Source organism: Microcoleus vaginatus PCC 9802 (assembly GCA_022701275.1).
Classification (GTDB): domain Bacteria; phylum Cyanobacteriota; class Cyanobacteriia; order Cyanobacteriales; family Microcoleaceae; genus Microcoleus; species Microcoleus vaginatus_A.
Genome location: CP031740.1, coordinates 2754133 through 2769898, shown reverse-complemented (window position 1 = coordinate 2769898; position 15766 = coordinate 2754133). Strand labels below are relative to the sequence as shown.

General features: G+C 47.4%; 11 protein-coding genes. 6 read left to right on the top strand and 5 right to left on the bottom strand.

The annotated features are described in order from the left end of the window. Nucleotides 1–265: 265 nt before the first annotated feature. Nucleotides 266–1201, bottom strand: coding sequence for an OmpA family protein (locus tag D0A34_11125; protein UNU19347.1), 936 nt, complete (start codon nucleotides 1199–1201; stop codon nucleotides 266–268). A gap of 307 nt (nucleotides 1202–1508) precedes the next feature. Here D0A34_11125 and D0A34_11120 point away from each other — a divergent pair, with 307 nt between their 5' ends. Then, a complete protein-coding gene (locus tag D0A34_11120; protein ID UNU22249.1) occupies nucleotides 1509–2180 on the top strand; it encodes a hypothetical protein in 672 nt (223 codons plus the stop codon). A gap of 5 nt (nucleotides 2181–2185) precedes the next feature. After that, nucleotides 2186–4264: an abortive infection protein gene (locus tag D0A34_11115; protein ID UNU19346.1), complete on the top strand. Its 2079-nt coding sequence runs from the start codon at nucleotides 2186–2188 to the stop codon at nucleotides 4262–4264. Between the two features lie 175 nt (nucleotides 4265–4439). Here the strand turns inward: D0A34_11115 and D0A34_11110 are convergent, their stop codons facing one another. The 4 genes from D0A34_11110 to D0A34_11095 form a co-directional block, all read right to left on the bottom strand. Beyond that, entirely contained in the window at nucleotides 4440–5642 is a 1203-nt protein-coding gene (locus tag D0A34_11110; protein ID UNU19345.1) for a DUF4335 domain-containing protein, read from the bottom strand. Nucleotides 5643–5645: 3 nt separating this feature from the next. Beyond that, nucleotides 5646–6272, bottom strand: coding sequence for a DUF3038 domain-containing protein (locus D0A34_11105; protein ID UNU19344.1), 627 nt, complete (start codon nucleotides 6270–6272; stop codon nucleotides 5646–5648). A gap of 279 nt (nucleotides 6273–6551) precedes the next feature. Continuing rightward, nucleotides 6552–7067 (bottom strand): hypothetical protein, encoded by a 516-nt coding sequence (locus tag D0A34_11100; GenBank protein ID UNU22248.1) that lies wholly within the window; start codon nucleotides 7065–7067, stop codon nucleotides 6552–6554. Nucleotides 7068–7206: 139 nt separating this feature from the next. Further along, the gene (locus tag D0A34_11095; protein ID UNU19343.1) at nucleotides 7207–9411 is read right to left on the bottom strand and encodes a cation/H(+) antiporter; all 2205 of its coding nucleotides are present in this window, start codon (nucleotides 9409–9411) and stop codon (nucleotides 7207–7209) included. Between the two features lie 435 nt (nucleotides 9412–9846). Between D0A34_11095 and rpsB the strand changes: the two genes are divergently transcribed. The 4 genes from rpsB (at nucleotide 9847) to recG (ending at nucleotide 15502) form a co-directional block, all read left to right on the top strand. Beyond that, on the top strand, nucleotides 9847–10677 hold the full coding sequence (rpsB, locus tag D0A34_11090; GenBank protein UNU19342.1) for a 30S ribosomal protein S2: 831 nt from the start codon (nucleotides 9847–9849) through the stop codon (nucleotides 10675–10677). A gap of 322 nt (nucleotides 10678–10999) precedes the next feature. Further along, nucleotides 11000–11659 carry a translation elongation factor Ts gene (gene tsf, locus D0A34_11085; GenBank protein ID UNU19341.1) on the top strand — a complete coding sequence of 220 codons (660 nt, stop codon included), beginning with the start codon at nucleotides 11000–11002 and terminating at the stop codon, nucleotides 11657–11659. 189 nt (nucleotides 11660–11848) lie between these two features. Then, on the top strand, nucleotides 11849–12784 hold the full coding sequence (locus tag D0A34_11080; protein ID UNU19340.1) for a hypothetical protein: 936 nt from the start codon (nucleotides 11849–11851) through the stop codon (nucleotides 12782–12784). A 204-nt stretch (nucleotides 12785–12988) separates the two neighbouring features. Then, the gene (gene recG, locus D0A34_11075) at nucleotides 12989–15502 is read left to right on the top strand and encodes an ATP-dependent DNA helicase RecG (GenBank protein UNU19339.1); all 2514 of its coding nucleotides are present in this window, start codon (nucleotides 12989–12991) and stop codon (nucleotides 15500–15502) included. The last annotated feature ends 264 nt before the right edge of the window (nucleotides 15503–15766 follow it).

The window sequence follows — 15766 nt, the reverse complement described above, 5'->3', positions numbered from 1 at the left end:
GGAGAGGGGAATTGAACTATTTAATTTATATCGTTTCTGTTGGCATCGGCATAATATGCTTGAAAGTTCAGTGCGAGCTTAAGAAATTGCAAAAAAAACACTCACCAGATCTTAATCTCGCACTATCAACTAAAGACTAGACTTGAATTTTAGCCTTCCCAAACAATCTTGAAGTGCCTCTCCGTTGGCTCTGCTGTTCCCCTCTCAATCAAAATATTTATGCAATAAGTCTAATGACTGGTAACTGATTACTGATCACTAAAAACTAAGGATTAATTGCCACTTCAATGCGGCGGTTGCGCTGCCGATTAGTATCGGAACTATTATCCACCGAAGGGCGACTTTCCCCATAGCCGATCGCCACCCAATGATACTTCTGACCGAGCACACCAGACAAATACTGCACCACAGCCTGAGCCCGCGCAAACGACACATTGCGATTGTCCGCCGCTTCCCCCGCGTCGTCAGTGTGGCCGGCAACGCGCACAGTTGCCCCCTCGTGGTTGCCCAACTCCGCCACCAAATTGTCCAAAATCGCATTAGTTCCCGCGCGCAAAGAAATGCTGCCAGTATCAAACAAAACATCGCTGGGTAGAGTCACCATCAGCCCATCCCCCCCAAACACCGGATTATTGGCATTCTGTGGCGTAGTATTCACCGTTTCAGGGTTCAGACTCGGGCTGCTGCCGATCGCCGGTAAAGCAGGGGCAACACTTGCCGCCGTTTCCGGCGCCGCCAATTCCCGCGACATCAACTGCAAACGCTTTTCCAAAGTTTCCGTCGGGCGGCTGCTGCCCAACTGACTCTCCAAAGCCGCCGTGCGACCAATCAGCGCGTTGAGTTCACCCTGCAACTGTCTCAAATCCGACTGCAATTTCTCTCTCTGGGCAGGACTGACTTTGGACTGGGGAGTCGGTGTAGCGGTTGGTGGCGGAAGCGCCGGAATTGGCGTTGCTGGGGCGCGTTTCGGGCTGGAGGTCAAATTTTGGGTTACACGCAGCAATCTCTCTGCCAGCGGCATCTCCGTCGCGCCTGACGGATAAACTTGAGCGATCGCCATCCCCAAAACCCACGCAAAACCGCTGCCCACCCCCAGCAGCAGCAGTCGAAAAATCAGCGACAGTACAAGCAAACCTTTTCCCCGCGACTTGGAGACGCGAGTGGGGGGGATTGAAGGTTTTTGGTTAAAAGATCGCGTCATATTTCATCCCTCTCGGTGCACATACCAGATTAATTTCGATACTATCTTACCTATTGGATTTTAATAGGACTTGAGTTAAGTTCTGTTACCAACTAAATTAAGTTAGCAGACATTGCCGCTTTTGCCAGTCGATTTTAGATTTTAGATTTTAGATTTTGCCTCCCATCTAAAATCTAAAAAAGAAACCCGGTTTCTACAAATCTGGGGTTTGGCGACGAAGCATCGAGGCAGAAACCCGGTTTCTAGTCCGTTGCGTGCAAGCCTGAATCTGTTGGATGATCCAGTAAAACTTTTGGAAGAAAAGCCGATGACTGACCCTTTAAATAGCCCTTATCCCGTCCCTTGGGAATGGATTAGTGCCACTCATGCTAAAGTGAGTTCCACTGCCGGCACAGGCCTCCGCTACTATCGCAGTCCATCCCTAGTTTCAACTAACGGCCAATACGCAGCTTACAGTCGAATTGAGTTGCAAGTGCAGCCGGAATTCTCCCGGTGTCGGGTTAGCAGCGTCATGTTTGTGGAAAATCTCAAAACCGGGGAACTGCAAACAGTAGCGGCTGCTTCGCCCCTGGCGGAAAGTGGGATGTATGGTAGCGATGATACAGATATGTCTGGGACGATCGCCATTTTAGTGCCTGTTTCTTGGAATCAAGACGGTTCCCGCGTTCTCGCCCGGGAATTTGAAGCACTTTTCAACTCTTCCGATATGTCCGACTACGGTGTCATTTGGGACAAAAATGATAATTACACTTATACCGTTGCTCCGGCTCGCAGTCTTTACACTCATGCTGTATTGTTGGGTTGGAGTCAAGTTTGTCCCGGAAAAGTTCTGTTCCGCGCAGGCAATTTGGGCGATCGATCTTGGCCTCTTTGTGCAGTGGATATGACAGGGCAAACGGTACCTGTCACCGAGGACAAACCCCTAGTTTTCGGCAGTCAAGCCAGCAAAGACTGGATCGAACCTAAAACTCGTTTTTAGACATTATGGCGGCATTTCCTTGGATCGGGCCAACCCTTTTTTTACTGTCAGGTCAGTTTTTCGACCAATTCATTTTGACTCTGGGCATGATAATATTAGCTGTTGTTTTCGGTTTAACAGCTTTTATTTTTCTTCGCCTTTTTATTACTTGGTTGCAGGCAAAATTGGAAAAAAATAGCCTGTTTTTTAAACGCTCGTTCAAAAGAAAGACGGACAATTTAACCGCTACTATTTCAGAGCCTGAAAACGTTTTTTTAGAACCTGTTTTCGTAGAAAGTGACGGCAAGTTAACTGCTGCAATTTTTGGAGACAAAAACGATATTTCAGAAGTGCCTGAGCCGCCGATAATCTGCGAAAATTCAGCAGCGGTTGCCTATCTCTACAAGCCGATAGCTCTTTGGCACGGGCGCTTAGTTTTGCCCTCAAGCGAACAGCGCCAACCCTACGGGACAGTTTTTTTTGAAGTAATAAATGCCCCCAAAAAATATAAAAATTTCATTGGCAAAACAGCATTTTTGAAATGGAGTACAAATCGCGAAGTACAGTTTTTTGTCCACGCAGTCAGTCAAGATATAAACTTCACACAACAAACTAAAAAAAGTCAAAAATCTGGCAACATCCATCCAGATAGATTGAACGGCTGGCGAAATGTAAGCCCTTTAGAAACTCTAACAGGCAGCAGACTCGAAGACAGCGTGACTGTGATGCTACGCAGGCCGGTGATTGCGATTAATTATAGCAGCAGCGATCGCCAGGAACTCACGATCGATCGCGAACCCGTACAAATTATCGGACGTTTCTGCGCCTTAGTCTCAATTTTACAGCGAAAAGAAGCCGACAGCGACAAATTTATTGTCCGGCATTTCAACAAAACATCTCAACAATTTGACGGCGCCGCTGAAATTATTCGGATTCCACAAGTACAGCCCGACAAAAATGGCGTAGCGAGGTCTACCAATCACCTGATCGAACAATCCCCCTTAAATCCAGACGGCTGGTACATTTATGGCGATAGAGACGAAGACAGTATATTTGTAGTGCAGGCAATCGAACCCCGCAAAGTTGCCCAATTAACACCAGATGAAACACATTTCGGTCTAAAAAAATCTCTCGCTTATTTAAGTAACAAAAATTGGGAAAATACACCAGCACAAAAAGGGCAAGCAAAAAGAATATTGTTAACCCCAAATGAGGCTACAGAAAACGCTTCAATCTCTCCTTGGCAAGAAGGAGATATCGGGATAGTGATTCACAGTTTCGGCGGTATCGGCGGCAAAAAAGGCGAACGGCCACCGCTGGGAATTGTCACCGGACATTTTGCTTTGGGAGTAGCAAAAGTGGTGCGCGATCGCTTTACCAGCGAACTGCGTTTTGACATAGAATACAAACAAGTTTACGCCCATAATCCCGACGGAATTGTTGCCGGTTCCAGCAAATGGCAAAGCTACATGGGAGACTTGCAGCGCGGCTGGTTGGGCGATCGCCCGGTTTGCGATATCATCTGTAAATTAGATTGCGTGTGTTGCGACTACGATTTTGACGGCATCACCTTGTCGCCTTTAACCGAATTAAACCAGCAACTAGATATCATGATGGCCCGCTACCGCAGCGGAGACGGCACCGGCGCAAGTTTAGTCACCCCAGCAACTTCTTGCGTCCAAGATTCAAGTCAGGCAATTTACGCGACAATTAAAAAAATTACTTCCGAAATAGAGTCAAATCCTCAGATTCAAGACTGGTTGAAAACACATCCCACCGACGCACAAACCCAAAGGTTTCACCAGTTAGTAGCTTTAGGAGAGAGTTTAGAAAAAGTATTAATGCCCCTCGGCATTGTCCGTCCAGATTGGCGGAAAAATGCAAGATTGGCGGGGATTGATGCGGAACTGAAAAAAACCTTTTTTGTCGGTATAGTGAACCTGATAAAAGCTGCTATTAGTTACCGAACAATGCTACCCAGGCGCACCCAAGATGAAATAGCCAAAATTTTCTTAAAACAGGGAGCATTTTTGTGGATAATTCGCACAAATCAAGTTGGAGGATTTGACCCAAACATTGAGCCAATCGCACCAACAGGGCTTTGAATCAGCAATCGGTTTGTAGATAATTCGGCGATTGAAATCGCTACTACAAAAACAAAGTCTGCCTCCGCAGACTAAGAGATTGAGGGAGCATTTAAGCGGGATTTGGTATCACTCAACAGTCAACAGTCAACCGTTAACAGTCAACAGTTAACCGTTAACAGTCAACAATCAACCATTACCAAGGAGTGACTTGAACAGTGCCGTCTGGTGCCAAAACTACGCGGAAATCAGCCAGCGGTTCCGCCGGTGACCTGGTGCCAACCGGTTTGTAAAGCAACTCCGACAAGGGCGTTTCGGATTGATCGACTGCTGCCGAATTCTCGGGCTTGTAACCGACAATCGCCCCGTCTTGGGCCACACTCACCCGATAAACCAACTCCGCATCACCCGGAGGCTGATTCTTCACAAATCCGTCAATTTGCTGGGAAAGTTTGCCCCTCAACAGCTCAATTTCCCCTGGGTCGGTAATTGGCACGGCTGCTGCTTCAGGGCTTGCCAAACCTTCAGCAACAGGACTGGGCGTGCTTTCCGGCGAAGCGTCCGACTGCGGTGTGGGGCTTGGTGAAGCGTCCGACTGCGGTGTGGGGCTTGGTGAAGCGTCCGACTGCGGCGCGGGGCTCGGAGTCGGCGAAATCGATTCAGCGTTCGGAGTTTGAGTCCCAGGCACCAAACCGTCTGCAGGGGGCGTGGGATTGGGATTAGGCGAACCCGATCCGCCCGGATTCGGCGTCCCCTGATTCTGGCCCGCTGGATTGGGCTGCGGCACCGGATCTCTCTGGCGCTGGACTTCTGGCACCGGCACCAAGAAAAACGCCATCGCAGCCAAAGCCAAACTCGACACCCCCACCACAGCAGGCAAAGTCCGCTTCGCCAAAGGTTCGGCCGACTTGACGTAACGCTTGGAAATTGGGGTTAATTGCAGCGATAATTCCGGCAGCGTCTGCGTGTCGGCAAAAAACTGATCGATCGCCTCTACCAAGTCAAATAGCTGTACCGTCGTCAAATCAACTTTTGCCGACAGTTCTGTTTTTTGATCGATTGGGGTTGGGCTGCCTGTGGAGGCGGGTAGAACGGTCAATCGGTGCAAATTCCCGTCAATTCTGTGTAACTGCACCATGCCCACATTCGGGCCGTAGCGATCGGGATAATGCACCCCGCTCATAAATTCTTGAGCGTAGCTGCTGACGGCCCTCACCAAGCTTTCAAAAAACTCCCGCCCCCCCGTCAGGGGCTCGCCGAGACCTTTCACATAGCATTCAGCGCTCATTAGTATGGAAAGCACCGGTCGTATATCTAACTGGCTGGTTGCCGATCCATCGCTCAACCCTTCTAGAACTAGGGTGCAATTTGGCAGACTGTACTGACGCCTAATAGTCATTTTTTATTCAACTTCTCCATCAAACAGGCTAACCCAGAAGCGCTGCATTCCGGCTGTGCCTGTACAAAATAGCAGTTTGCTCAACAAGTTCAAAGCTAGTTCGTTGAGCTTGTCGTCGGAATCGTAAGCGGCAACTAGCGATCGCTTGGGGTTCATGCGCGATCGAAAGTGAGCTCTAAAGCGTTCTAAATACTCGGCCAGCGGCAGGTTCTGGTTGAGGGGGATATTTCTCGATCGCAACTGCTGCGAGTCTAGCAGCAACTGCCGAATTGTGGCGGTTAACTTACGCGCCATATTACAGGCGATCGCCACCAGCGCTTTTGCCTCCACCATAGTAAGCGAGCGGCGCTGGGTGTAGCGTCTCAGCGGGTTAGTATTACGCATCAGCCAAAGGGCAACCCGATTTTTGATAATTGATTCCAATTCCAGGTCCTTTGACACCACCAGCATTTCTTCGGCACCTCCGAGATACAAGGCTTCGATCGCCAGCAACATCAAGTCAATTTGTAATCTGGCTCGGCGGGGACATCCCCCATCGGAAGGCGACAAGTCTGGCAAACTGTCTAAAATTAACGGGTTTGACTGGGTAAGCGAAGTTTCTGACGGCATTAATATCACGGCAACATCCATTCCAAACAAACTATACGGGCACGGGGGGTCTTGAGCAAGACAAATTCTCAACCAAGAACTTCTCTGGGATACTTTATTTTTATCATTGACTTTTAGGCATATTTTCTAATTTAGCAGCAACCGACCGTCACAGGCGAGCTCCAGCGGGAGTTTGATCTGCCACTCCCCACCCACGTCGCCGGAGCTTTGTGATTCCTTGCTTCGTTAGGGGAGAAGGGGAGAGTCGAAAAGCGACAAAGAATTACCCATTTCCCATTTCTTATTCTCTATTGGGATCAATCAATGTTCCTGCTTCTGGGGTTGCACCGCCGCTTCTCTTTGAGCCGTAAAATCTGTAGCCGCCGCCTTATCAGTTAGACTAATTTTTCCTTTGAGGCTTTCTTGCTCCACAATTCCGCGCATTTTAACAGAACTGTTTTGACCGGTTGCTGTGGAGTCGCTGCAACCAGCTAAATTAGCAACCGCACCCGACAAGTTCAATCCTTGAGTTTCCCACTTACCAAATAGAGAAGGTTTCTCCTGGGCTGTTTTTTCCCTGCCCTCCCTGCTGCCCGATCGCAAATTACCGCTCAAATAAACACCCGATTGCTCGATTGTCAATACCAAAACATCAGATTTCAGACATTCGGGCAAACTTTTAGGATCGAAGCGATAATTTCCCGCAATTGCCGAAGGAGCCTTTAAATTTGCTTCCCCATAAGCAGTTACTACTTTAAACAGCAGTGCAACTGAGCCGATCGCAATCCCGTAAAATGCCAGCGATTTGAGGCTTAAATGATTCATCATCTTGGTAATTAATAATTGGGCATTGGGCATTGGGCATTGGGCATTGGGCATTGGGCATTGGGCATTGGTACTAACTCACAAATAACCAATAACCAATAACCAATAACTAATAACAACTGCCAACAGTCAACAGTCAACAGTCAACTGACTACATTTGAGGAAGTACCGATGCCAAGTGCGATCGCACTCTAACGTAACACCGCGCAATCAGCAGCGAAGAATGACACTGCACAGCCAATTCATCAGTATACTGTCCCAAAGTTTGGCGCTCAATTCCCCACTCCCGACTCGTACCCGCAATAGTCAAATCAGCATTAGCAGAAGCCGCAACCACTGCTTGAATTGGCTCAGCAGCCTCCACAATCGGAGTTTCAATGCGCGATCGTACCTCAACTGGTAACTGATCCATCACTCGCTGAAACTCGTAACTCAGCTCATTTCCAGATTCCCCGTCAACCGCCACCCGCAGCACCGTCAAACGGCGTTCCTCGCTATTAACTAACAGTCTCAGCGCCAATTCTAACCCCAAGTCATCGTGAATGTTTGCGGCGTAAGGTACTAACAAGTTATTCAATTTTTCCCTGCCTCTGTCAACAAAAATTGCTACATCCACCTTTGCGTTGCTGAGAATTTGACCGACACGTCCTCCCAAACGGTTGCTGCTAAAAGTAGGCCTATGCCATCCTACTAAAATCAAATCCGCGCGATCGATCTCCGCAATTTGTGCCGTTTCCCGGGCGACATCATTAGTAACGCGAATGATGGGATGTACGAATTTTCTTGCCTCGGGCAGTTCCAAACTATCAATCAATTCTGATAATTTCGAGCGACGCTCTTGAATAATGCGATCGGCTTCCGCCGGCGTACTTTCAAAAGCATAGTCATCATTTAATTCTATCAAACTCAGAGGATGAACCGCCGCCGACTTTAAATCATCACCGCCCATACCAGCAGCAGGCTGCGCCAGCGCTACCGCTAGTCTCAGTAAACCTTTCTGCGTGCTGGGGTTGGCAACAGGTACTAAAATTCGATAAGTGGGCAGCAATTTGTTAGCAGTTTCTTCGTTGATGTCAGCCATTTGTAAATCTTCTAATTCGGAATCCTCAGAGTTAACTTCTGAAATATCTAATCTAATTAACCGTTTTGGATAAGTCCACTCCAACAGTGGCGAAGTCATAAAAGTTGTCACTAAAGCCATGATGACTAACATCGTAAATAGCAGCGGCGAAATCACCCCCAAGGAAAGACCGATATTCAGCACAATTAGTTCAGTCAAACCACGAGTATTCATCAGCCATCCCAGGGCTGAAGCTTCGCGGTTGCTGATGCCACATACTCTAGCTGCAACGTAAGTGCCGAGGTATTTGCCGACAATTGCCACTCCTAAAACTGCGGCGCACAGCAGCCACAATTCAGGACTGTTGAGCAAGCCGATTTGAGTTCGCAACCCGCTATAAGCAAAAAATATGGGCAGGAGAAATATTAGTACAAAGTCTTCTGTTTTTTCTGCTAATTCTCTGGTCAATCCCGCATTTTTAGGCATGGCAGCACCCAGCATAAATGCACCGAAAATTAAATGAATGCCGATCCATTCAGTAATTAATGCCGAAGCTACAACTCCCATGTAAATGCCGGAGAGCAATAACTGTGTTAATCTGCCAGTGCGGTTGTACTGTTTGGAAAGTCGCTGCAAGAACCAACGGACTACAGTCAGCATGAAACCGATGTAAATTAAAGATGCAATAATTGTCGGCACAGCACCGATCATCGAATTAGTACGAGTAACTGCGATCGCCACCGCTAACAAACACCACGCCGTTACGTCATCTACCGCAGCGCAAGTCAAGGCCAACGTTCCCAATTTTGTATTCTGCAAGTTGTGTTCTGTAATAATTCTTGCCAGCACCGGAAAGGCCGTAATTGACATCGCAGCGCCCAAAAACAAAGCAAAGGCGGTAAAGGAAACGCTATTATTTGAAACGATGGGATACAGCTGCAGCGCTAGCAAGCTTCCCAGGGAAAAGGGCAGTAAAATGCTGACGTGGGAAGTTAAAATCGCTATATCTAAATTGCTTTTGAGATACTTGGGATTCAGTTCCAAACCAATCAAAAACATGAAAAATATTAGCCCCACCTCTGATAGCACGTTGAGGAAGGGAACGGCTTCGGCGGGAAAAAGTGCTGTTGCTAAATCTGGTGCAACTAAGCCAAACAGAGAAGGTCCAAGCATAATTCCTGCTACAATTTCTCCAATGACTTGAGGTTGTTTGATCGCTCGAAATCCTAAACCTACAAGTCTCGAAAGTGCGATGACAATTAGAACTTCAAGCAGGACGAGAATGGGTATGGGCATGGCGTTTTTAGCTTTGGGATTTTTGCGGATCGAGAGGGCAGTGTACTAACGCTGACTGAATTGCTGATCGAAAAAAATCGATACCAGCTCGATCGAAGGTAGAAGGCACAAGAGGCCCACCAACAACGCCATTCTCTCACAAGCGAACAAAGGCTTTGGCAACCTCCCACCGGCATTTTTCGGTTGTAAGAAGCGCTTGCGAGTAACTTTAACCGCCGCCTGCACACCCCGCACCCAACCCGCCCATTAAATCTCACATCCGGGTGCCAAGCCAACCCTACGGATATCAAATTTTCAGAAAAAGTAGCGCGCGCTGTGATAAACTAGAAAAGTTGTTTAAATTCGCACATCCGGGTTTTCGGGTGTTTCGAGGGCGCAAACCTTCAGAAATACGACCGGGTGGAGGATTAACCCGAATTAGGAGTTAAAAATACAATGCCAGTAGTCAGTTTGGCTCAAATGTTAGAGTCAGGGGTTCACTTCGGACACCAAACCCGTCGGTGGAACCCGAAAATGTCTCCATACATTTTTACAGAGCGCAACGGGGTTCACATCATCGACCTCGTGCAAACCGCTCAGCTTATGGAAGACGCCTACGAGTACATGAGAGTTGCCTCAGAAAAAGGCAAAAAGTTTTTGTTCGTGGGTACGAAGCGCCAAGCTGCAGGGATTGTAGCCCAAGAAGCTCAACGCTGCGGTGCTTATTACGTCAACCAGCGCTGGCTGGGGGGAATGCTCACCAACTGGACGACTATTAAGTCCCGCGTGGAGCGCCTCAAGGATTTGGAGCGTCGCGAGGAAATCGGCGCCCTCGATTTGCTGCCGAAAAAAGAAGCTTCGGTACTGCGCCGAGAAATGGCAAAACTCCAGAAATATCTGGGCGGGATTAAATCTATGCGGAAGATTCCCGACGGAGTGGTGCTGGTAGACCAACGCCGCGAGTATAATGCGGTGTTGGAATGCCAAAAGTTGGGAATTCCGATCGTCTCTCTGTTGGATACCAACTGCGACCCGGATTTGGTTGACATTGCGATTCCGGCGAATGACGATGCTATTCGATCGATCAAGCTGATTGTCGGCAAGTTAGCTGATGCCATCTACGAAGGTCGTCATGGTCAGCAGGGCGGTGACTCTGAGGAAGACTACGACTACGAAGGTGGCTACGAAGGCGCGGAATATGATGTCGAAATCGAAGAATTGGATGACCCCGATTATGTAGATCCCGACGACGCCGCTGACGCTGACGGCGAAGAAACCGAGAGCTAGTATTGCTCTCGGCATCTGACACCAGGAAATTAAAAATTAAAGATTGAAAATTAAAAATAATAATTATTTTTAGTTGGATATTTTTAATTTTTAATTGTACATAGCACGAGTCTAAGTCATTAGTAGAGTTCTGGCAAAAGCATTGATTGTGTCAGCGCCAGAATTAATTCTGGCGCTACACCTACAAAGTCGGTACTAAGATCGAGTGGGTATTTCTTCACTCGGGTCGAATCATTAACATTAAAATTAGTGACTAATGACTGATGACTAATGACTGATGACTAATGACTAATAACTAATTTTGATTGGGAACTTAAAGAAGATGGCGGACATATCTGCAAAACTTGTTAAAGAACTGCGCGAAAAAACTGGCGCGGGCATGATGGACTGCAAAAAAGCCCTCGTTGAAAACGAAGGTAATATGGAAACATCCATTGAGTGGCTGCGGAAAAAAGGTCTGGCTTCGGCAGGTAAAAAAGGTGGACGAGTCGCCTCAGAAGGACTTGTAGGCAGCTACATTCACACCGGCGGCCGCGTGGGAGTGCTGGTGGAAGTTAACTGCGAAACAGATTTTGTGGCACGTCGCGAAGAATTCCAAAAGTTGGTGCGGGATATTGCGATGCAAATTGCAGCTTGCCCGAATGTGGAATACGTGAAAGTTGAAGATATCCCCGCCGAAGTTGTCGAAAGAGAAAAGGCAATTGAAATGGGCAAAGATGACTTGGGCAACAAGCCGGAGAACATCAAAGAAAAGATTGTTCTAGGGCGGATTGAGAAGCGCATGAAAGAGTTATCTTTAATGGATCAGCCTTTTATTAAAGATCAGAATATCTCGGTGGAAGAGTTGGTGAAACAAACGATCGCCCAAATTGGAGAAAATGTCCAAGTGCGCCGCTTCGTGCGTTTTGTCTTGGGCGAAGGCATTGAGAAGGTAGAAGCTAACTTTGCCGATGAAGTGGCAGCCCAAATGGGTGTTCAATAATCCCAAATTAAGATTAAAAATTAAAAATTAAAAATGTGAAACCTGGATTTTTTGCATTTTTAATTTTTAATTTTTACAGGACTTATGAACCCAGTATATTTGTAAGGTGTGCACTGCACACCTTACTATTACAGATAGCGTAAGAATTTAAAACTTGCGTAAGTATTATTTTAATTTTATACGAGAGATATGGTGCGACCAAGAGAGCGAATAGAGCAAGATTTGGCAGGACTCGAAGAGGCTTTAGCAGCCTTGAAGTTGGAGTTTCGCAGTACCTACGAAGGTTATTTAACTGCGTTGGGACAAGCGGTGCGACAGCAGTTAATTTTGGCTTGCTATCACCTTTGCACTCAAGCAGTACCGGAGTCGTTTCTCAAGTTGTCCTTCGAGGGGAGGCAAAAAATGCAGCAGTCTGTAAGGGCTTTGGCTGCGGCGTCGGAGGAAAAATTGCGATCGCTGGTGACTGAATCAGAAGCAGAGAAAGAGGAAGAGGAAGACGAAGAGGAAGACGAAGAGGAAGACGAAGACGGAGACGACTTCGACAAAGACGAAGAGGAAGAAGACGAAGAAGACGAAAAGGAACAAGACGAAAAGGAAAAAAACCAAGTTTCCGCCATTAACTATCTATTTTCATTGGCAAATTATCAATTGCCAAGTGCCAATTCCCCAGAAAGTTTGGCACGCTGGCAAAATAGTATTGAAAAGTCGATCGCCCATATACTCAAGCTGCTTTCTCGCGACACCAACCGCTTGCTGCAACAGTCGGGAATCTTGCCGAGTCAATTGCCAGAACCGGTTCTAGAAGCTGCTTCTCAAGCTGAATCCTCGGGCGATAGTGTTGCCGGGCCGCCTAACTTATTAAACTTAATCATTGAAACTGATGCCTCATCAGCATCGCGAAAATTGGCAGAAACCTTGGGTAGTAGGGCGCTGCACATTACAGCGATTAAACTGCGGCTGTCGGAAATAGAGTTTGCCGATGCGGGAACCTCGGCTTGGCGCCAGCAAATTCGTAACCTGTCTGTAAAGTTGAACTCGCTGGGCCGCGATTACCAGAAAAAGCAGCGGGAACTCGCTGTAGTGGAGGCTGAGTCGGCTTGGCGATCGAGTTGGTTTGAAGATTGATCGGACGTTGAAGGAAGAAGGAAGAAGGAAGAAGGAAGAAGGAAGAGGGAAGAAGGAAAAACGTAAAACTTTTAGGCTATTGGGAAACCCGCTTTCTTAAAGAAACCGGGTTTCTCGGTGTTATACTTTTTTTGGTAGAAGCTTCTTAAAAGAAAAAGTTAAAATTTAAAATCTAATATCTAAAATCTAAAATCTAAAATTGATATGACTATCGATCGACCCGAATGGCAGCGATTGCAAAAAGCTCTTTCAGTAGAAGCCGATCGCGGATTTAACGACATCCAAGGCAGTCAATACCGCTTCAGCGAGTTTCTGGGTCTGAGTTTAAGACAGTTGGCAGCTAATGTGGCGGCTTCTTCGCGCGATCGAGCCAGACAACTAGCCGCTGAATTTGACATCTACCCTCAGAAAGATCTCGAACAGCGCCAACATTCGATCGCCATTACGGTCAGTTTTTTGAGGCAAATGGAGCAAGTTTGGGAACAAGAAACTCGCCACCAGCAAAAACAAGTAGGACAAGTCAGACCCGCAAACGCTAACGCTTCTGAACCAACCGCCCCAGCACTTTCCGTTCCCCGAACTGCACCCCTGAGTACAGCACCCCCACCGCCCAGCCTGACTCTCGACCAACAGTTAACCCGTGTCACCGGCATCGGCCCTGCCAACGGCAACCGCTTGGCAAAACTGGGTTTATACACTGTATACGACTTGCTTTACTACTATCCGCGCAACCACATCGACTATGCAAAGCAAGTACAAATTCGCGAGCTGGTAGCTGGGGAAACTGTCACTTTAATCGCAGAAGTAAAGCGCTGCAATTGCTTTTCTAGTCCGAAAAATAAGAAATTAACCATATTAGAAGTTATTTTAAAAGACCGTACCGGAGAAATAAAAATAAGTCGTTTTTTTGCAGGTCCTCGCTACAGTAATCGCGGTTGGCAAGAATTCAAAAAGCGCGAGTATTGTACAGGTGCGGTGCTGGCAGCTTCCGGCTTGGTGAAGCAGGGTAAATATGGAATTACTTTAGAAAATCCTGAGTTAGAAGTATTAGACGACTCCGAGGGTGCGATCGAATCGATGAAAGTCGGTCGCTTGATACCAGTTTATCCGCTGACGGAGGGGGTGGATGCTGGTTCGGTGAGGCGATCGATTTTGGCTGCAATGCCGGCGGCAAAAATGTTGCCAGAATCCCTACCGGAAGATTTGCGCGAGCGTTACGGTTTAATGGGTTTAGCCGATGCGGTAACTAATATTCACTTTCCGCTCGATCGAGATTGTTTGGCCGCCGCCCGCCGCCGCTTAGTTTTTGACGAATTTTTCTACCTGCAATTAGGACTTTTGAAGCGCCGGCAAACCCAAAGGAAAGCTCAAGCTAGTGCAGTCATCCTTCCTACTGGCAAATTGATCGAACATTTTTATGAAATCTTGCCTTTTGCCTTGACTAATGCTCAGGAAAGAGTAATTAACGACATCCTCAACGATTTAGCTTCGTCGCAACCGATGAACAGATTAGTGCAAGGCGATGTCGGTGCTGGCAAAACAGTAGTCGCCGTAGTGGCAATGCTAGCAGCAATTCAATCCGGCTATCAAGCCGCTTTAATGGCGCCGACAGAAGTTTTAGCAGAACAGCACTATCGCAAATTGGTAGGTTGGTTTAACTTGATGCACTTGTCTGTCGAACTGTTAACTGGTTCCACAAAAATAGCCAAGCGCCGCGAAATTCACAACCAATTAGAAACCGGAGAATTACCTGTTTTAGTGGGAACTCACGCGCTGATTCAAGATACGGTGAATTTCCATAAATTGGGTTTGGCGGTAATTGATGAACAGCACAGATTCGGTGTGCACCAGCGCGCTAAATTGCAGCAAAAAGGCGAAGCTCCCCACGTTTTGACGATGACGGCAACTCCCATTCCCCGGACGCTGGCCCTGACACTGCACGGGGATTTAGATGTGAGTCAAATTGATGAACTTCCCCCCGGTAGGCAGGCGATTCAAACCACTGTACTGTCTGCCAAAGAACGAATCCAAGCTTACGATTTGATTCGGCGGGAAGTGGCGAGCGGGCGTCAAGTTTATGTGGTGCTGCCGCTGGTGGAGGAGTCGGAAAAGTTGGACGTGCGATCGGCAATTGAGGAAAAAGAAAAACTAGAAAAAAGTGTATTTCCTGAGTTTAAGGTGGGTTTGCTCCACGGCAGGATGAGCAGTGCTGACAAAGATGAGGCAATTACTAAGTTTCGAGACAAAGAAACGGATATTTTAGTATCTACTACTGTGGTCGAGGTGGGAGTGGACGTGCCGAATGCAACGGTAATGCTGATTGAAAATTCTGAGCGTTTTGGACTGTCCCAACTGCATCAGTTGCGGGGGCGAGTCGGTCGGGGCAGCAACCGTTCTTATTGTTTGTTAATGCCCGGTTCCAAAAGTGCGGAAGCCATGCAGAGAATGAAGGTTTTAGAACAATCTCAAGATGGATTTTTTATTGCGGAAATGGACATGAGATTGCGCGGGCCTGGTCAGGTTTTGGGAACTCGGCAGTCGGGTTTGCCAGATTTTGCTTTGGCGAGCTTGGTGGAGGATCAGGAGGTTTTGGAGTTGGCGAGGGCGGCGGCTCAAATGGTAATTGATAATGATGAAAGTTTGAATCAATGGCCGGTGGTGCGGGATGAATTGGAGCGGAGATATCAGCGGATGATGAGTGGGTCGATTTTGACTTAGATAGTTTTGGACGCAGCAACGGGGTTTTTAATAATATTTTGTAGTCGCAGGTTAAGCGAATATATATCAAAGCCGCCAGTTTATTGCTGCACTCACCCGTCCTCCTCCCCATAGGGCGGTTTATTTGCAGCTACTTATTTAATGTCACTAATGTCAGAAACCGATTTTGTTCCCCTAAACTCACGTAAAACCCTAGGTTTTTTGTCAGGAAACGCGGTTTATACTTTTTTGCTGAGAATGCTGCAAAATATCAGATCGATCGAA

Coding starts and splice junctions, on each gene's coding strand:
- D0A34_11095 (UNU19343.1), bottom strand. CDS start 9,411: ATGCCCATACCCATTCTCGTCCTGCTTGAAGTTCTAATTGTCATCGCA.
- D0A34_11120 (UNU22249.1), top strand. CDS start 1,509: ATGACTGACCCTTTAAATAGCCCTTATCCCGTCCCTTGGGAATGGATT.
- D0A34_11125 (UNU19347.1), bottom strand. CDS start 1,201: ATGACGCGATCTTTTAACCAAAAACCTTCAATCCCCCCCACTCGCGTC.
- tsf (UNU19341.1), top strand. CDS start 11,000: ATGGCGGACATATCTGCAAAACTTGTTAAAGAACTGCGCGAAAAAACT.
- D0A34_11080 (UNU19340.1), top strand. CDS start 11,849: ATGGTGCGACCAAGAGAGCGAATAGAGCAAGATTTGGCAGGACTCGAA.
- D0A34_11105 (UNU19344.1), bottom strand. CDS start 6,272: ATGGATGTTGCCGTGATATTAATGCCGTCAGAAACTTCGCTTACCCAG.
- rpsB (UNU19342.1), top strand. CDS start 9,847: ATGCCAGTAGTCAGTTTGGCTCAAATGTTAGAGTCAGGGGTTCACTTC.
- D0A34_11110 (UNU19345.1), bottom strand. CDS start 5,642: ATGACTATTAGGCGTCAGTACAGTCTGCCAAATTGCACCCTAGTTCTA.
- D0A34_11115 (UNU19346.1), top strand. CDS start 2,186: ATGGCGGCATTTCCTTGGATCGGGCCAACCCTTTTTTTACTGTCAGGT.
- recG (UNU19339.1), top strand. CDS start 12,989: ATGACTATCGATCGACCCGAATGGCAGCGATTGCAAAAAGCTCTTTCA.